Below are 17,204 nucleotides of genomic sequence, written 5' to 3' on the forward strand. Positions count from 1 at the left end.
GTTTCTGTCACAGTAGCCAAAAGGTATAGTAAAAAAATGGATGTTGACTGTCTCTGTTCAGCTGTCTTCGATTTTTTCCTTGTGGACAGAAAAGTATAGACGGAATATTGTGAACTCATTTATGCGACGCTAGTGACACGAGAAGGAAATAGTAGGGATTTTCCATTCATCGTGATCCGCCAAAATATAAATCAGCTATGAATCTATAGAAGAAAAACTAGTGCAATGCTCAACATTCAATTTTTTACTCCGATACTATACATAACGATTGTTCATTGAAGACGGGGGGAACCAGTATGATCAGCCGAATAGGCGATGGTCCCGCAACGCAACCAGTGCAAACATCTTACGAGAGTGGGTCCGTTGAAAACAAAAGAGAAGTTTCAAACATTCAACCCATTGGTCAGCCAACTCAACAGACGACACCAGAACGAAAAGCGGAGTTGTCAAAGAGTGAAACGAAAGAATTAACGGATGGCATGAACAAATTCCTTGAAAGTGCGAATGTCCAGTTACGATTTAAATTTCATGAACAGCTAAATGAATACTACGTAACGATTGTGGACCCAGATACAGAAGAGGTAGTTCGTGAAATACCGCAAAAAAAATTGCTCGACATTCACGCAGCAATGAAAGACTTCATTGGATTACTAATTGATCATAAAATTTAACAAAAAAGGTGTGAGGCACGATGAGAATCGGTGGATTAGCATCGGGAATCGATACAGAATCAATCATCAGAGACATGATGAAAGCGCATCGGATTCCTCTTGATAAAATTACACAAAAGAAACAATACACACAATGGCAACTGGACGACTATCGTTCCACGAACCGTGACTTAAGAAAATCAAGCGACAAGCTATTTGATACCGTCATGAAGCAGAGTACGTATATGAAGAAAAACGTCAGTGTATCTGATGAGAAGGCAGTTAGTATTACGGCGAAAGGTTCTACTTCTGACTTTTCGGGGACGATTGAAGTAAAACAATTGGCTACGCAGGCTAATTTACAGAGTGGTGTGATGAAGCATGACTCAGAAAAGATTTCAGATACACAGGCAAAGACATTACAATTTAAAGATATGAAGAATTCAGATGGTAGCCCTCTGATATCAGGCAAAGATACATTAAAGATTACAGCACCTGGAAGAGAAGCAGTCGATATTGAAGTACTTGAAACAGATACAATTGATTCTCTATTAGCTAAGATTAATGAGAAATCAGGAGTTAGCGCATTTTTTGACTCTGGAACTGGAAAAATAGCGATGAGTGCTAAAGATAGCGGGAAAGGTATAATTGAGATTTCAAGTAAAACAAACCTAGTAGAGAACCTAAAATTAAATGCTCCAAAGCCACCTGACCCTGATAATCCAGATGCTTTAGTTCCTCTTTTTGAACCTGAAGGACCTAGAGCATCGTATGGAGCAGATGCAAAATTCACCTTTAATGGTTTGGAAACAACCCGACCTTCAAACACGTTCACTATAAATGGATTTGAAATATCACTAAAGCAAAAAACGGACTCCCCAGTGACATTCAGTTCCTCTACAGATACTGATAAAATTTTAGATTCAGTAGTAGAGTTCGTCAATGACTATAATGAAATGATTGAAAAACTCAACAGTAAAATAAAAGAAAAACAATTTAAGTCTTTCCATCCACTATCCGCTGAACAAAAAGCCGATATGAAAGAAAAAGAAATTGAACTGTGGGAAGAAAAAGCTATGAGCGGTACGTTAAAAGGTGATCCAGCACTTTCTTCTATGTTAAATAATTTACGTTCTATTATGAGTAGCACTGTTACAACTACTGATAAAGATGGAAAAGAAATAGAAATCAGTCTAAATGATTTAGGGATTGAAACAACAAGTAATTATTTAGATAACGGTAAATTGACGATAAATGAAGATAAATTACGTGCTAAAATTTCAGAAAATCCAAACGCAGTCTATGATTTAATTGGTGGAACAGACAATGGAATTGCACAAAAATATCGTACAGAATTACAAGACGCTCAAAAAAAGATTACCGTAAAAGCAGGTAGTTCTACAGCGGTCAATGATAGTTTTGCACTTGGTCGTTCTATTAAGAACATGGACAAACAAATCGAGCGCTTTGAGAGTAAGTTAGAAATGATGGAAAGTCGTTACTGGAAACAGTTTAACGCAATGGAGCAGGCTATCCAGCGTGCAAATTCACAGTCTGCTCAGTTAATGAGTTCACTTGGCGGCGGCATGTAACGCAACTTAGCTAGAAAAAGGAGAATGACATAAATGGCTACTAACAACCCTTATGCAGCATATCAAACAAATACGGTGACAACTTCCACGCCTGGCGAGTTGACGTTAATGCTTTATAACGGATGCCTCAAATTTATTCAGCAAGCGAAGATGGAGCTGGCTAAAGGTAATTTGGAGCAAAAGAATATTGCGATTCAAAAAGCACAAGCAATCGTGACTGAATTGATGCTGACATTGGATACATCCTATGACGTATCCAAGAACATGCTCGTTCTGTACGAATTCGTTAATAGCCGCTTGATCGATGGCAATATCCAAAATGATCCGGCAATGTTCGAGGAAGCAGCAGGGATCATTACAGAATTTCGCGATACGTGGAAACAAGTCATCCAGATTAATCGTTCGAAACAATACTCCAACGTGAGTGAGATATGATCCGACCTGCAATGACGATGTGGCGAGACCTTTCACTTCAATTGATTGCGCTTGTCCAAGTAGTAGATGAAGAAAAACGTGACGACGTGATCGAGCAAATCGACAAGATACTAAATGAACGTGATCTGTTGCAGTCACAAATAGTCCAGCCATTCACAGCGGAAGAAGATGAATTTGGTAAGGAATTGATTCGTTTGGAGAAAGATGTACAGACTAATCTGGAACGCTTTACCAATACGATACGCACAAATATTTCACAATCCCAAGCCAAAAAAGAAAACATGAATAGCTATGTAAATCCATATGGTAAGATGTCTCAAGACGGTGCCTATTTCGATTCGAAGCACTGATGACCGGAAGAGAGGAATCTCTTTCGGTTTTTTTACATATAGGTATTCAGAAGAGGGGAATTATCCTATGCGTTATAATCGCCATGATTACTTTCGGTATTCATTCAATTCATACATACCTGCCACATTCCGAATTCAATTAAATAATGAAGAGAAAAGCCTGTCTAATGAAGGCCAATGTGAAATTTTAGATATTAGCACAGGCGGAGTAAAGTTTGTGACGCATCTAGATCTGCCTGTACGTTCAGAAATTCTTGCATTGCAATTAGTGTTTACAATCGTTAACCACCCCTTTGAAATCTTAGGGAATGTGGCTTGGAAAAATGAGACCGAATTTGGCTTTGAGTATGGATTCGAGTTTGGTGAAGATCAACAAGTAGATGCGCTGATTACGGAAGAATTAAAACATCATGCCCGAAAAGAGAAAGAAACAGAGTGAAATCAACAAATACCAGAAGTTTCTTTACAATTCCGCATATTTCATAAGTTTTAGAAAGGGATTTAAGGGTACTATGAAGAAGTAAGGTAGTGAGGGTTTAAACAAAGGAGGAGTTCATATGTTAGACTTCAATATTCGCGGTGAAAACGTCGAGGTTACTCCGGCGATCAGAGAGTACGTTGAAAAGAAAGTTGAGAAACTGGAGCGTTATTTCACTGAAGGTGTAAACGCTACAGCTAATGTTAACTTGAAAGTTTATAGTGATAAACAAACAAAAGTGGAAATTACGATTCCAATGAAGAATTTGACACTTCGCGCAGAGGAGCGTCACAACGATATGTATGCAGCGGTTGATTTAATCGTCGACAAGCTCGAGCGTCAAATTCGTAAATATAAAACACGTGTGAATCGTAAATCACGTGAGCGCGAAGGCGTAGCAGCTTTCTTCCAGTCAGTTGAAAACAATAATACCGAAGAGCTTGAGGACGACAATGAGTTCGACGTCGTACGTACAAAGCAGTTCGATTTGAAGCCAATGGATCAAGAGGAAGCGATCCTTCAAATGAACATGCTAGGCCACAGTTTCTTCATCTTCACAGATGCAGATTCCGACGGCACACACATCGTCTACAAGCGTAAAGACGGCAAATACGGCCTAATCGAAACAAACTAATAAGCACCCAAACAAGTCCAGCTTAGGCTGGGCTTGTTTTTCGTTCTGGACATATGAGTGACATAGTGAGTAAGAGGGATTGAAGCTCCAGCTGGGGGACGCTTTCCCATGGGCGTGGCCTTGAGCCGCTTCCTACGCTTCGCTTCGTCCAGGGTCTCAAGGCGCACGCTGATCCATCGGGAGTCGCCCCCAGCTTCCGCTTCAATCCTAACTATATGGTGGAGGACGTATATCATTCACTTTCGATAGTATGTGAATGGATAAAAACCTTGGACCTGGTTAAGTTTAAAGGTGGGTCAAGAACTATTATAGAAATGATTACTACCCCATATTCAATGGACTATAGAAAGTGTCACCCACTCAGATTGCAAGGGTTTGGCGCGCAGGAGGGGCGACTCTGGGAGGATCAGTCCGATCAGGTAAGACCACTAAAGGAGCGCAGCGACTAGGGGGCTTACCGCGGGCCCTCCAGAAAGCGTCCCCTCCGAAGCACCAATCCTTACCCCAACAGCACCTCCAGCCTATCCCACGCAAATTTAGGAAAAAAGATACAGCGCCCCATTTGCACCTAGCTTTTTACAATGCTAAAATGGACTGTGACTCAAAAATACCTAGACAACGAACTTACAACTAGCAGGCGCGTCCTGCTAATTAAAGAAGCTATGAGGAAGTGACAATAAATGCTTGGCGTATTAAATAAAATGTTCGACCCAAACAAACGTGACCTAAAACGACTTGAGAAAATTGCCGATCAAGTAGAACTATTGGCTGACGATATGGAAAAGCTGTCTGACGAACAACTGACAGCCAAAACAGATGAATTCAAAGAACGCTACCAACAAGGCGAAACAATCGATGACCTGCAACCTGAAGCGTTTGCTGTCGTGCGTGAGGCTTCCCGCCGCGTGCTTGGACTATACCCATTCCGTGTGCAAATCATGGGTGCTGCGGCTCTTAACGAAGGGAATATCGCAGAGATGAAGACCGGTGAGGGGAAGACATTGACTTCTACACTCGCCGTTTATTTAAATGCACTGACTTCCAAAGGCGTTCACGTAGTAACAGTCAACGAATACTTGGCTAGCCGTGACGCGGAAGAGATGGGGCAGTTGTATTCATTCCTTGGCCTGAACGTAGGCTTGAACTTGAACAGTCTCAGTAAAGAAGAGAAACGTGAAGCGTACGAAGCAGACGTAACATACAGTACGAACAACGAACTCGGTTTCGACTATTTGCGTGACAACATGGTGTTGTATAATGAACATAAAGTACAGCGCCCGCTTCATTTCGCCGTAATTGACGAAGTCGACTCGATCTTAGTCGATGAAGCACGGACACCCTTAATTATTTCCGGTCAGGCAGCGAAAGCGCAGGAATTATATCGCTTAGCTAACCGCTTTGTGATCACGTTGAAAAAAGAAGAAGATTATTCATTCGATGAGTCGACTAAAGGTGTTGTGTTGACCGAACAAGGTATTGAAGCGGCTGAGAAAGCGTTCAGTATCGACAACTTATTCGATCTGCAACACGTAACGCTCAACCACGCAATCAATCAGTCATTGAAAGCACATGTAAGTATGCATAATGACGTAGACTATGTGGTGGAAGAAGGCGAAGTGGTCATCGTTGACTCCTTCACGGGTCGTTTGATGAAAGGCCGTCGTTACAGTGACGGATTGCACCAAGCGATTGAAGCGAAGGAAGGACTTGAAGTTCAGAACGAGTCGATGACACTTGCGACGATTACGTTCCAGAACTATTTCCGTATGTATGAAAAGCTGTCCGGCATGACAGGAACAGCGAAAACTGAGGAAGAAGAGTTCCGCAATATCTATAATATGAACGTAATTGCGATTCCGACCAATCGACCGATTGCTCGTGATGACCGTCCAGACTTGATCTTTGCATCGATGGATGGAAAGTATAAAGCAGTAGCGGAAGATATTAGAGATCGACACAAAAAGGGCCAACCGGTGCTAGTCGGTACGGTTGCAATTGAGACATCAGAAATTATTTCAGCATTCTTGAAAAAATACGGTATTCCGCATAATGTTTTGAACGCGAAGAATCACGAGCGAGAAGCCGAAATCATTCAAGATGCTGGTAAAAAAGGTGCCGTAACGATCGCAACTAATATGGCCGGTCGTGGTACGGATATTAAACTGGGTGAAGAAGTCCAAGACGTTGGCGGTTTAGCGGTCATCGGTACGGAGCGACATGAGTCACGACGTATTGATAATCAGCTCCGTGGACGTTCAGGACGTCAAGGTGACCCAGGTGTTACGCAGTTTTATCTTTCATTAGAAGATGAACTAATGCGACGTTTCGGTTCTGAGCAAATGAAGTCGATGATGACTAAACTCGGTATGGACGATGAAACGCCGATCCAATCAAAAATGGTGTCACGTTCAGTTGAGTCTGCTCAGAAACGGGTAGAGGGGAATAACTTTGATTCACGGAAACGCTTATTGCAATATGACGATGTACTTCGTCAACAACGTGAAGTGATTTACAAAGAGCGTAATGAAGTACTTGGTTCAGAAAATATTCGCCCCGTTCTTGAAAATATGTTAAATTCCGTGATTGAACGCGTAGTGGCGACCCACACTGCAGACAATACGGTGTATTCAAAAGGCTTGAAAGACTATCTGGAAGCAAACTTACTAGCTGAAGATACGGTGACGATCGAAGACTTAGAAAGTAAAACACCAGAAGAGTTGCAAACATTTATTCACGAATTGGTTATTGCGCGCTATAATGAGAAAGAGCAAGAAATGTCCGAAGAGCGTATGCGTGAATTTGAGAAGGTGGTCTTGTTGCGTGCGATTGATACCAAGTGGATGGATCATATCGATGCGATGGATCAGCTTCGTAACGGAATTCATTTACGTGCCTATGGACAGAATGACCCACTTCGTGAATACCAAGCAGAAGGGTTTGCGATGTTTGAAGATATGCTACTGGCCATTGAAAACGATGCGACGAAGTATGTCATGAAGGCAGAAATTCGCAATAATTTGGAGCGCGAAGAAGTAGCAAAAGGTCAAGCGAACAATCCGAAAGAAGACGGCGCGCCGGTTGCTAAAAAGCCGATCCGACGTACGGTCAATACCGGACGCAATGAACCTTGTCCGTGTGGTAGCGGCAAGAAGTACAAAAACTGCCACGGTAAAGCATAAAGAGAAACAACCACTCAGGAGGAAACAATTATGATAGAATTATCCGATGTTCGTAACGATCTCGACAAAACAGCTAAGAAATTAGCGGACTTTAGGGGGTCTCTTTGACTTAGAAAACAAAGAGGCTAGCATGCAAGAATTAGAAGAAATGATGATGGAGCCAGGGTTCTGGGATGACCAGGACGCAGCGCAGAAAGTTATTTCACAATCGAATGCATTGAAAGACATTGTCGGCGAATATAACGAATTGAACGAAATACAAGAAAATTTGGAGATGACGCTTGAACTTCTGCGAGAAGAAGCAGACGCAGAGTTACAAGAGGATCTTATTTCCGAATTAAAAGAGTTCAAAAAGAAGATGGAGCAATTTGATCTTCAAATGTTATTGAGCGATGAATTTGATAAAAATAGTGCAGTAGTTGAAATACACTCAGGCGCAGGCGGCACCGAGTCCCAAGACTGGGCGTCGATGTTGCTTCGCATGTACACTCGGTGGGCTGAGCACCATGGCTTTAAAGTTGAAACTCTCGATTATCAAGCAGGTGACGAGGCGGGCGTGAAGTCTGTCACACTTGGCATCAAAGGGCATAATGCCTATGGCTACTTGAAAGCAGAGAAAGGTGTGCACCGACTCGTTCGGATTTCACCATTTGACTCTTCAGGCAGACGCCATACATCCTTCTCTTCTATTGAAGTCATGCCGGAATTTGATGGCGACATCGAATTGGATCTGAAGACGGAAGATATCAAAATTGATACGTATCGTTCAAGCGGTGCCGGCGGACAGCACGTTAACACGACGGACTCTGCTGTGCGTATGACTCACATTCCTACGGGTGCGATTGTTACGTGTCAGACGGAACGTTCACAAATCAAGAACCGTGAGCGTGCGATGAATCTTTTGAAGGCGAAGATTTACCAGATTCGCGTGGAGGAAGAGGAAGCGCGCTTGGCGGATATCCGTGGCGAGCAGAAGGAAATCGGTTGGGGCAGTCAGATTCGTTCTTATGTGTTCCATCCGTATTCGATGGTCAAGGATCATCGTACGAATGAGGAGACGGGTAACGTTAGTTCTGTGATGGATGGCGAGATCGATCAGTTTATCAATGCGTATTTACGTTCGAGAATTTCTTAATTATAGAAAGGCAGCCGGACAGGTCATTTTTAATGACTTGGTTCGGCTGTTTTTTAGTTAATTTGGGTAGGTTCATTGTGGGTTTGGAGGTAGAGAGGCTGAATGGCTGTTGGGGTGAGGATTTACGCTTCGGAGGGGACGCTTTCCTGAGGGCTCGCGGTGAGCCAACCAGGTCGCGAGCTCCCTCTTGGTTGTCTCGCCTGTCGAGCTGATCCTCTGGGAGTCGCCCCCTCCTACGCGTAAATCCCTACAATGTAAGTGGGTAGCAATTCGTGCGGTTCATTATTCGTTCGCTTGGCTGTCATTTTTAATGACTTGGTTCGGCTGCTTTTTAATTAATTTGGGTAGGTTGATTGTGGGTTTGGAGGTAGAGAGGCTGGCGTGGCTGTTGGGGTGGGGGATTTGCGCTCTAGGCGGACGCTTTCCCGAGGGCGTGGCTTGAGCCAAGCGAACAGCGAAGGGTTCGCTTTGCCGTATTTCTGCGTACTTTGAAGAAATTAAGGCACCTGTCCAGGGTCTCAAGGCACACGCTGATCCTCCGGGAGTCGCCGCCTGCCGCTCCAATCCCTACAATCCATCATAATCTGGCTTGGCTGTTCATTGTTAAAAGAAGTTACATGCGTATTGAGTTAAGGATTTAGGGAATATTATACCTTTAGCGTTGTGTTGATACATATAAAAAGTTTATGGAATGATTTTTTCTGTTTCAAGTGAAAATGAATCATGATAAATGATAACTTGTTTTGTTATTGTATATGGATATGAGTTTTTGTCACATTTGTGCTTTAAATATTACAGAGAGGTTACAATATTACAGATTGTGACAAAGAACGATCTACATCGAACTAATTTTTCTGTAAAATTTTACGGAAAGAGACTCCAGCTGCCGTGGAAATCTCCTCGTGGATGCTGAATGTATTCTCTATTTTCACCACTTAACAAGATATTATGTTTAATAATTGGATGTTTGGTCAATACTATATATGTATTAACTACCAGAAGGGCTTTTTATGGCGTGAAATAGTAGGAGAACACAATTGTCCAGGATAGTTTGTAACTTTATCATCTATTTTCACCATAATTCGGTCGTTATTTGGTATACTACTTGTTGTGTTAGAAAAATTTAAGTAAAAGGGAGGATATTACATGAAGAACAAACTATTAGCTACACTCTTCGGAGCAGCACTAGTTCTCGGCGCTTGTGGTGGAGGCGACGATAACGCTGCCCCAAAAGATGACGCTGCAAACGACAATGGTGCAGCTACTACTGATGTAGATGCAGAAGCAGTTGTACAACAAAGCTGTGCGTCATGTCACGGAGGAAACTTAGAAGGTGGAGCAGGTCCAGCACTAGACAAAGCTGGAGCTACACACTCTGAAGAAGAAATCCATGATATTATCATTAACGGTAAAGGCGCTATGCCTCCTGGTATTATTCAAGGCGAAGAAGCAGACGCAGTTGCTGCTTGGTTAGCTGAAAAGAAATAATGAGAATTCCGATCGTCTCCAAGATTTTCTTGGGACGATCTTTTTTTGTACATAAATCCGTAAAACACACTATTTTTTACTATTATGCTTGCTTGATCAATTGATACATAACTGTAATACTTGGTAGGGGAAAGCCCATGCTATAATTAAAATGGCGAATATGAGAGAAAAACAAAATTCAGGTGGTTATGATGTATGATTGTAATGAAAAATGTATACAAAAAGTACCCGAATGGTGTTGTAGCCTCTAACGGAATTCATGTCGAAATCGAAAAAGGGGAATTTGTATATGTTGTCGGGCCGAGTGGGGCAGGTAAATCCACGTTCATTAAAATGATGTATCGTGAAGAAGTCCCGTCTAGTGGACTGATTTACTTCAACAATACGGAACTGACAAAAATGCATAGAAAAGACGTCCCTTATTTGAGAAGACAAATTGGCGTAGTATTTCAAGATTTTAAACTACTGCCGAAACTGACTGTCTACGAAAATATTGCGTATGCGCTAGAGGTAATTGAAGAATCACCGAGCGTCATACGTCAAAAAGTGACAGAGGTGTTGAAATTAGTAGGGCTCACCAGAAAAACTAGAATGTTTCCAAATGAACTGTCAGGTGGAGAACAGCAACGCGTGTCGATTGCACGATCGATCGTCAATCAACCGAAGCTTGTCATTGCCGACGAACCGACAGGGAATTTAGATCCAGAGACTTCATGGGAAATCATGAAGATTTTTGAACGGATAAATGCACAAGGCACAACGATCATTATGGCTACACATAATAAAGATATTGTGGATAATCAACCACATCGCGTGATACAGATCGAAGGCGGACTCATCACACGAGATGAGCACGAAGGAGAATACTCCAATGAAATCTAGAACAGTACGACGTCATATTCGGGAAAGTTTCAAAAGTCTTAGTCGAAACGGCTGGATGACCTTTGCATCAGTTAGCGCTGTGACCGTGACTTTATTATTGATTGGCGTATTCATCGTCATCATGATGAACTTAAATCAACTGGCGGATAACATCGAAAACGATGTGGAGATTAAAGTCGTCGCGGAACCAGGAGCGAGTGAAGTAGAAGTCCAGGAACTATTGAAGGAAGTTAAAGAAACCCCAGGTGTTGCCGAAGTCAAGTATTCCTCACGCAAACAGGAATTGGAGCGAATGATTCAATCATTCGGTGATGAGTTAGCGCTCTACAAACAAGACAATCCCCTCGGTGATGCATTATATGTTAAAGCGGATGATCCGAAAAACACGGCATCCGTCGCCAATGAAATCGCAACGTACACGTATACTTTTGACGTGGAGTACGGTGAAGGTAAGGTAGAGAAACTTTTCAATGTCTTAAAAATAGGACGAAACGTCGGACTAGGCTTAATATTAGCCCTGCTGTTTACTGCCATGTTCCTCATATCGAACACGATTCGACTCACCATTGTAGCGAGGCGGACAGAAATCGATATTATGAAACTGGTCGGTGCAACAGATAGTTTCGTGCGGATTCCTTTCATGCTCGAAGGCGTGTGGCTTGGAATTTTTGGTGCGATCCTTCCGATGACTCTCATGACAATATTTTATTCGAAATTGTATGATTTCTGGGAAGGTCGTTTGCAAAATCAGTTATTCCATTTGCTCGATCCTAACCCGTTCCTATTACAATTAAACTTTTTACTACTATTCGTCGCTGTCTTTATTGGCGTCTGGGGTAGCTTCATGTCAGTTAGGAAATTCTTAAAATCGTAATTTTTACTAAGGGGAGAACACGGATTTGATAAAAAGACATAGAATCATTTCAAGTGTCCTTGCGGTTTGTTTGCTTACCACAACGGTTGGAAGTGCAGACGTATTCGCGGACTCTCTGAAAGATTTGCAGAATGAAAAAAATGCAGCAGAAATGAAGAAGAAAAATTTAGATTCGACTATTCAAAAGAAAGAGATTCAAATACAGGAGAAGCAGTCAAAAGTCGATGTGCTGATCACTCAAATCAAAAAACTGAATGACAAGATTGAAGAAACCAATCAAAACTTGGATCGAATCATTGCAGAAATGAATCAGACCAAAATTGAAATTGATGAACTTCAAGCGTCTATTAAAGAATTAGAGAATCGGATCGAACAACGAGACGAAGTATTGCGTGAGCGTGTTCGCGTTATGCAAGTCAAGGGGAATAAAGTCAGTTATTTGGACGTACTTCTTGGTGCTAATAGTTTCGCAGATTTCATTGACCGCTTCTCGGCAGTATCTACATTGATGGATGCAGATCGAAAAATCATTCAACAGCAAGAAGAAGATATGGCGTTACTTGAAGAAGAAAAGAAACTTGTAGAGCAAAAATTAGCTGAACAACAAGAGCGCAAGAAAAAAATTCAAGCCATGAAAGACGAATTGGATAAACAAAAGCTCGAAAAAAGAGATGTTGTCAATGAGCTTGAAAAGAGTCAGGAAAAACTATCAAGTGAAAAAGGCGCGTTGGAAGAAGAATATAGCGATACGGTAGCATTCAGTTCAAAACTCGAAAAGAAAATTATCGCAGAACAAAATCGTTTAGCGGAAGTCGCTCGTAAAGAGCAAGCGAGAAAGCACAAGTTGCAGCAAGAAAGATTGGCAGCACAAGCAGCGTCTGCAGCAAATAGCCGTTCAGGTGCTTCTTCAAGTTCAAGTGCCGCTCCGCCCGTCTCCAGCGGATCGTGGACAAAACCGACAACGGGTAGATTCAGTTCAGGATTCGGCTGGCGGACTCATCCGATATCGAAAGTGAAAAAACAACACCGTGGAATGGATATTAGCGCCCCTACAGGAACTCCGGTTGTAGCAGCAGGAGATGGCGTCGTATCGTACGCGGGCACTATGGAAGGATTCGGTAACGTGGTTATGATCACGCACTCCATGAAAGGTCAAATTTTGACGACGGTCTATGGTCACCTCTCAACGATTGGTACAAGCTCAGGACAATCTGTCGATAAAGGTCAGTTAATCGGAGCAGTCGGTTCGACAGGTTACTCTACAGGTCCACATTTGCACTTTGAAGTGCACGTAGGAAACTTCTCTGCGACAGGTCCGAGTGCAGTCAACCCTTTGCATTACGTTTCTTTTTAATATAGCATGAAATGAAAACCTGCCTGAAAAGGTGGGTTTTCATACGTTCGTAGAAAGAATAGGAGGATTGACGATGCGGGTTACGCAGTATTATCCAATCGGTTCCATTACAATGCCTTCGTCATGGATTGCGTTCATTGTGGGTTTTATAGTTACCTATCTATTCATTCGCTTATACTTTGGGAAAGTACATGGTGCACGAATTGGTGATCTATTTTTCAATGTTGTAATCATCTGGAAATTATCAGTGATTTTAACAGATTTCTCTATGGTCATAAAAAATCCACTCTCTATTCTTTATTTTCACGGGGGAACGTTTGGCTGGATACTCGGGCTCGTCGTAGCTGGTTTATGGATGCTCCGGCAAGTATATAAAGAGAAGTGGAAGCGTATCGATAAATGGTCGCTATTGCTCGCATTGATTTGCTGGCAAGCTGTCTATCAAATCGCTATGGCCTTACTAAATGAAGGCAGTCTGATAGTGAAAAGCGCAACGATTGTATTATTTGTCGCCATCTTTGTGCTGTCATGGTGGAGTGAACGAAAGAAAGTCAATACAGTGAGCGAACTTGCTAGTGTTTTGATAGCGGTTCATTTTCTCGTATCCGCCATTCAAGGAAATCTACTGAATACAGCATTCATCACGACTATTTTCATCGGATTGTTCCTATGGAGAATAGAGAGAGTTGCGGCACAACCGATTAGCAGAAAGGAAGAGGTAGAGTGAGTAAGAAAACGCTTGGGTATATCATTACGGCATTAATTATCGGTGCATTGATCTTCATTATGGTACAAAATACAGTTGGACAGAAAGATCCGGTGGAAGCACCGATTACACAAGTACATCCTGAAGAAGCATTGCAAGAGGAAGGTTTGGAGCAATATTCACCTGCACCAGACTTTACACTTGAAACACTTGCTGGCGAAACGGTGACGCTTTCCGAGTTGAAAGGCAAGAAAGTTATTTTGAACTTCTGGGCAACGTGGTGTCCTCCGTGTAAAGCAGAAATGCCGCATATGGAAAGTTTTTATTCGAAACTAACGGATGAAGACCAAGTAGAACTCATCGCTGTCAACGTTACGGAATCCGAGAGGCTTGGTTTAGGTGAAGTGGAAACGTTTGTGGATTCTTATGAATTAAGCTTCCCGATTCCACTAGATAAAACGGCGGAAGTCACACATACATATGGTGTGTTCTCGATGCCTACAACGTATATGATTGATACACAAGGGCGCATTGCACAAAAAGTCATTGGGCCTTTAGATGAAAAAGCATTGAATGAATTAGTCAATTCCATGGACTGAAAAAAGAGTCTGTTCTCGTGTCGTAACTTCTTGTCTCCCTTCATATAGTGAAGAGAGGAGGAGGTTATGAATGCGTAAGAGCAGGCTTTTTTTGGTGGGGGTGTTATTACTAATCGGCGTCATATGGCTAAATGGATGTGGTAAGGAAGAAGCTGCAAAGAATGAGTCGATCAGTAAGTTGCCTGTAGTGGATGAGGTGTTTGAAAAGATTCAGGAGAGAGCTGTATACCCGGTGAAAAAGGACGAGCTGATTGAAGGGGCATTGCGTGGTATGACCGATACGATCGGCGACCCGTATTCGACGTATCTGACCGGGCAGGAAGCAGAGTCTCATCGGGAATCACTCGCAGGATCACGTGTAGGGATCGGTGCGGAAATGACGCGGACGAACGGCAAGTATGTTATCGTAGCCCCAATCAAAGGGGGGCCAGCAGAAAAGGCAGGATTACTGCCGTATGATGAAATTGTACGTGTCAACGGGGAACGTTTGGCCAATGAAACATTACGCGATGTAGTGAATATGATACGCGGTGATAAAGGAACAGAAGTGAAATTGACGATTTTTCGACCTGAAGCGGATAAGCATATGGAATACACGATCACACGCGATCATATGCCCGTGCAGTCTGTGTCGCATCAGCTGATTAAAGAACGGGATGCTAAGCTCGGGTACATAGCGCTAAGCATGTTTGGTGAAGAGACTGCAAAAGAGTGGCAAAAGGCTACGTCTGACGTCATCAAAAAAGGTGCCCAAGCTATCATCATCGATCTCCGAGGTAATCCAGGCGGCTATTTGAAGGCAGTATCTGAAATTTCCAGTAGTCTATTAGAAGAAGATCGAACGTTCGTCGTGATGCAAGATGCACAGGGGAATTTGACGCCTGTCTCAACGGAGAAAGACGAGAAGCTTTCATTCAATGAACGCTTGAAACAAATTCCGGTTGTCGTCATACAAGACGTCGGCAGCGCATCGGCGAGTGAAGTATTGAGTGCAGCAATCAAAGATCTAAAACGTGGTGAGATCATCGGCACAACAAGTTTCGGAAAAGGAACGGTGCAGGAAACGATGGAATTATCCAATGGCGGAGAATTGAAGCTGTCGACGAGTAAGTGGTTGACGCCTAAAGAGAAATGGATTCATGGTAAAGGGGTCACAGCGGATATTGAAGTAAAGCAGCACACGTTATTCACAGAGCACTTGCAGATGGTGACGGACACGATGAAAGAAGGGCATTTCAATGATCAAGTGGCTTATGCGCAACGCATGCTCAAAGCATTTGATCACCTTCCAGGCAGAACGGATGGCTATTTCGATCGTGAAACGGCAGAAGCTGTGCATGCATTCCGTGCGGAGTATGAAATCAAGGAAGGCTATGATATGGACAGAGAATTCTTCACTGCATTGAAAACAGCTGCAGAAGAATATCGAGCAGAACGAAAGAACGACAAACAGTTGCGAATGGCGGTCGATTTCCTCGTCAATGAACTGGAAAAATAATAGTAGAGGCGGTTCGGCAAGGTCTTGGCAACAGGACACTCGCGGACAGCCTCTTTTTTTGTTGTGCAATTTAGCTTAAATTGGAACTTCCTTAAGAACTCTCTCGCTATTTTCCTTCTTTTTTTGTACAATGAAGAAAAGAGCTGTAAAGATAAGCGAGAAAGGTGACAGAAGATGTCTAGCGAACTATTACTCAATTTACAAGAAGCATTACTTTACTTTTTTCTGAATCCAGTCTGGCTAATCGCTTTAGTGGCTGCCTATATGCTGGGCAGTAAACGGGTAAGCCGCGAACGAACAGATTTCAATGTGGGCATAAACAAAGGTTCCACTGAAATGAAACACATTCTTTCAGTAGGTTGGTTGCACGGTCTCGTCCTGTCGATTCTAATCGCAGGTGTAGGGTTGATCGTCGACTTTAACTGGATCATCATTTTATCCGTTATCATGTTGCTCGTTATTGTCTCATTCTCTTATAAACTAGCATCACCGATCTACTATGTTACTCTCGCGTTTTTTGCGCTATGGGCATTGGATCGTTTTGCAGGAGACTTTTCAATCGGCACATGGTTCGTTCTAGAAGATCTGGACTTCTTCGGTACATTAGCCATAACGGTACCGATTATTGCAGGATTATTGTTAATTTCTGAAGGCCTATTGGTTCGTCGTCACGCGGCGCGTCATACGTCTCCAACATTCGTTCCGACTCAGCGCGGAATGCGTGGGGCAATTTATCAGTCGAAGTTACTTTGGCTCGTGCCTGTTGTATTTTTAGTACCTGGACATATGGTGGCGGAATATGCTCCATACTGGCCACAATTCACATTAGGTTCAGAGCAATTTTCATTCATTCCCGTACCTCTAGTGATTGGATTTTCGCAACTGGTACGTTCTACGTTCCCAGACGTGCTGCTTCCTAAGATGGGAAAAGCAATCGCTTGGCTTGGTGTAGCTGTCGTGCTTGTAGGTATTGGTGCGATCTGGATGCCAGTACTTGGTTGGGCTGCATTAATTGCGGGTGTTCTATGCCGTATCTTGTTGAGCGCTATGACTTCACTATCAGAACGCAACAAGCAAGTGTTGTTAGTGCCTCAATCGGAAGGTGTATATGTAGTAGCCGTTCTTGCCGATTCACCAGCAGAGAAAATGGGCATTGTTCCAGGTGATTTGATCAAGTCGGTGAACGGGATCTCGATTCATAATGAAGATCAACTGTATGAGGCCATCCAAGTCAACGCTGCACATTGTCGTTTACAAGTAATCGGCCGCGATCAAGAGGTACGACTGAAGCAACAAGTGCTGTTCCGTCATGATCACTTCCGTCTAGGTATTGTGGTTGTACGATAAAAG

Annotated in this window: 16 protein-coding genes; all 16 read left to right on the forward strand. The window is 42.8% G+C overall.

The features are described from left to right. Positions 1-296: 296 nt before the first annotated feature. Positions 297-671: a flagellar protein FlaG gene (flaG, locus tag CSV80_RS12490; RefSeq protein ID WP_099671611.1), complete on the forward strand. Its 375-nt coding sequence runs from the start codon at positions 297-299 to the stop codon at positions 669-671. Between the two features lie 20 nt (positions 672-691). Beyond that, positions 692-2,242 carry a flagellar hook-associated protein 2 gene (locus tag CSV80_RS12495; protein WP_099671612.1) on the forward strand — a complete coding sequence of 517 codons (1,551 nt, stop codon included), beginning with the start codon at positions 692-694 and terminating at the stop codon, positions 2,240-2,242. A 33-nt stretch (positions 2,243-2,275) separates the two neighbouring features. Beyond that, positions 2,276-2,677, forward strand: a complete 402-nt coding sequence (gene fliS, locus CSV80_RS12500) for a flagellar export chaperone FliS (protein WP_099671613.1) — start codon at positions 2,276-2,278, stop codon at positions 2,675-2,677. Continuing rightward, positions 2,674-3,027 (forward strand): flagellar protein FliT, encoded by a 354-nt coding sequence (gene fliT, locus CSV80_RS12505; RefSeq protein ID WP_099671614.1) that lies wholly within the window; start codon positions 2,674-2,676, stop codon positions 3,025-3,027. The genes fliS and fliT overlap by 4 nt, the downstream gene beginning before the upstream one ends. A 67-nt stretch (positions 3,028-3,094) precedes the next feature. Continuing rightward, entirely contained in the window at positions 3,095-3,466 is a 372-nt protein-coding gene (locus CSV80_RS12510; protein ID WP_158231929.1) for a PilZ domain-containing protein, read from the forward strand. Positions 3,467-3,584: 118 nt separating this feature from the next. Beyond that, positions 3,585-4,139, forward strand: a complete 555-nt coding sequence (gene hpf / locus CSV80_RS12515) for a ribosome hibernation-promoting factor, HPF/YfiA family (RefSeq protein WP_099671616.1) — start codon at positions 3,585-3,587, stop codon at positions 4,137-4,139. A gap of 680 nt (positions 4,140-4,819) precedes the next feature. Continuing rightward, entirely contained in the window at positions 4,820-7,318 is a 2,499-nt protein-coding gene (secA, locus tag CSV80_RS12525; protein WP_099671618.1) for a preprotein translocase subunit SecA, read from the forward strand. A 33-nt stretch (positions 7,319-7,351) separates the two neighbouring features. Further along, a protein-coding gene (gene prfB / locus CSV80_RS12530) for a peptide chain release factor 2 (RefSeq protein ID WP_099671640.1) occupies positions 7,352-8,453 on the forward strand; the annotation gives its coding sequence in 2 pieces (ribosomal slippage) (positions 7,352-7,423 and positions 7,425-8,453; 1,101 coding nt in all). A 1,146-nt stretch (positions 8,454-9,599) separates the two neighbouring features. Continuing rightward, on the forward strand, positions 9,600-9,941 hold the full coding sequence (cccB, locus tag CSV80_RS12535) for a cytochrome c551 (protein WP_029052504.1): 342 nt from the start codon (positions 9,600-9,602) through the stop codon (positions 9,939-9,941). Between the two features lie 195 nt (positions 9,942-10,136). Beyond that, positions 10,137-10,823 (forward strand): cell division ATP-binding protein FtsE, encoded by a 687-nt coding sequence (gene ftsE / locus CSV80_RS12540; RefSeq protein ID WP_029052503.1) that lies wholly within the window; start codon positions 10,137-10,139, stop codon positions 10,821-10,823. After that, complete coding sequence (ftsX, locus tag CSV80_RS12545; protein WP_099671619.1) at positions 10,813-11,697, forward strand: permease-like cell division protein FtsX; 885 nt, start codon at positions 10,813-10,815, stop codon at positions 11,695-11,697. The genes ftsE and ftsX overlap by 11 nt, the downstream gene beginning before the upstream one ends. A gap of 25 nt (positions 11,698-11,722) precedes the next feature. Then, positions 11,723-13,051: a murein hydrolase activator EnvC family protein gene (locus CSV80_RS12550; protein ID WP_233201618.1), complete on the forward strand. Its 1,329-nt coding sequence runs from the start codon at positions 11,723-11,725 to the stop codon at positions 13,049-13,051. Between the two features lie 73 nt (positions 13,052-13,124). After that, the gene (locus tag CSV80_RS12555; protein WP_099671620.1) at positions 13,125-13,778 is read left to right on the forward strand and encodes a hypothetical protein; all 654 of its coding nucleotides are present in this window, start codon (positions 13,125-13,127) and stop codon (positions 13,776-13,778) included. Continuing rightward, the gene (locus CSV80_RS12560) at positions 13,775-14,356 is read left to right on the forward strand and encodes a redoxin domain-containing protein (RefSeq protein WP_099671621.1); all 582 of its coding nucleotides are present in this window, start codon (positions 13,775-13,777) and stop codon (positions 14,354-14,356) included. Before CSV80_RS12555 ends, CSV80_RS12560 begins: the two co-directional genes overlap by 4 nt. Positions 14,357-14,426: 70 nt before the next feature. Beyond that, positions 14,427-15,854 (forward strand): S41 family peptidase, encoded by a 1,428-nt coding sequence (locus CSV80_RS12565; protein WP_099671622.1) that lies wholly within the window; start codon positions 14,427-14,429, stop codon positions 15,852-15,854. Between the two features lie 174 nt (positions 15,855-16,028). Further along, positions 16,029-17,201, forward strand: a complete 1,173-nt coding sequence (locus CSV80_RS12570) for a PDZ domain-containing protein (protein WP_099671623.1) — start codon at positions 16,029-16,031, stop codon at positions 17,199-17,201. Positions 17,202-17,204: the final 3 nt, after the last annotated feature.

It is taken from the genome of Sporosarcina sp. P12(2017) (assembly GCF_002743035.1).
Classification (GTDB): domain Bacteria; phylum Bacillota; class Bacilli; order Bacillales_A; family Planococcaceae; genus Sporosarcina; species Sporosarcina ureae.

Bases quoted from the DNA above. Each gene is read 5' to 3' on its own strand.
- flaG (WP_099671611.1), top strand. From the start codon at position 297: ATGATCAGCCGAATAGGCGATGGTCCCGCAACGCAACCAGTGCAAACA.
- CSV80_RS12495 (WP_099671612.1), top strand. From the start codon at position 692: ATGAGAATCGGTGGATTAGCATCGGGAATCGATACAGAATCAATCATC.
- fliS (WP_099671613.1), top strand. From the start codon at position 2,276: ATGGCTACTAACAACCCTTATGCAGCATATCAAACAAATACGGTGACA.
- fliT (WP_099671614.1), top strand. From the start codon at position 2,674: ATGATCCGACCTGCAATGACGATGTGGCGAGACCTTTCACTTCAATTG.
- CSV80_RS12510 (WP_158231929.1), top strand. From the start codon at position 3,095: ATGCGTTATAATCGCCATGATTACTTTCGGTATTCATTCAATTCATAC.
- hpf (WP_099671616.1), top strand. From the start codon at position 3,585: ATGTTAGACTTCAATATTCGCGGTGAAAACGTCGAGGTTACTCCGGCG.
- secA (WP_099671618.1), top strand. From the start codon at position 4,820: ATGCTTGGCGTATTAAATAAAATGTTCGACCCAAACAAACGTGACCTA.
- cccB (WP_029052504.1), top strand. From the start codon at position 9,600: ATGAAGAACAAACTATTAGCTACACTCTTCGGAGCAGCACTAGTTCTC.
- ftsE (WP_029052503.1), top strand. From the start codon at position 10,137: ATGATTGTAATGAAAAATGTATACAAAAAGTACCCGAATGGTGTTGTA.
- ftsX (WP_099671619.1), top strand. From the start codon at position 10,813: ATGAAATCTAGAACAGTACGACGTCATATTCGGGAAAGTTTCAAAAGT.
- CSV80_RS12555 (WP_099671620.1), top strand. From the start codon at position 13,125: ATGCGGGTTACGCAGTATTATCCAATCGGTTCCATTACAATGCCTTCG.
- CSV80_RS12565 (WP_099671622.1), top strand. From the start codon at position 14,427: ATGCGTAAGAGCAGGCTTTTTTTGGTGGGGGTGTTATTACTAATCGGC.
- CSV80_RS12570 (WP_099671623.1), top strand. From the start codon at position 16,029: ATGTCTAGCGAACTATTACTCAATTTACAAGAAGCATTACTTTACTTT.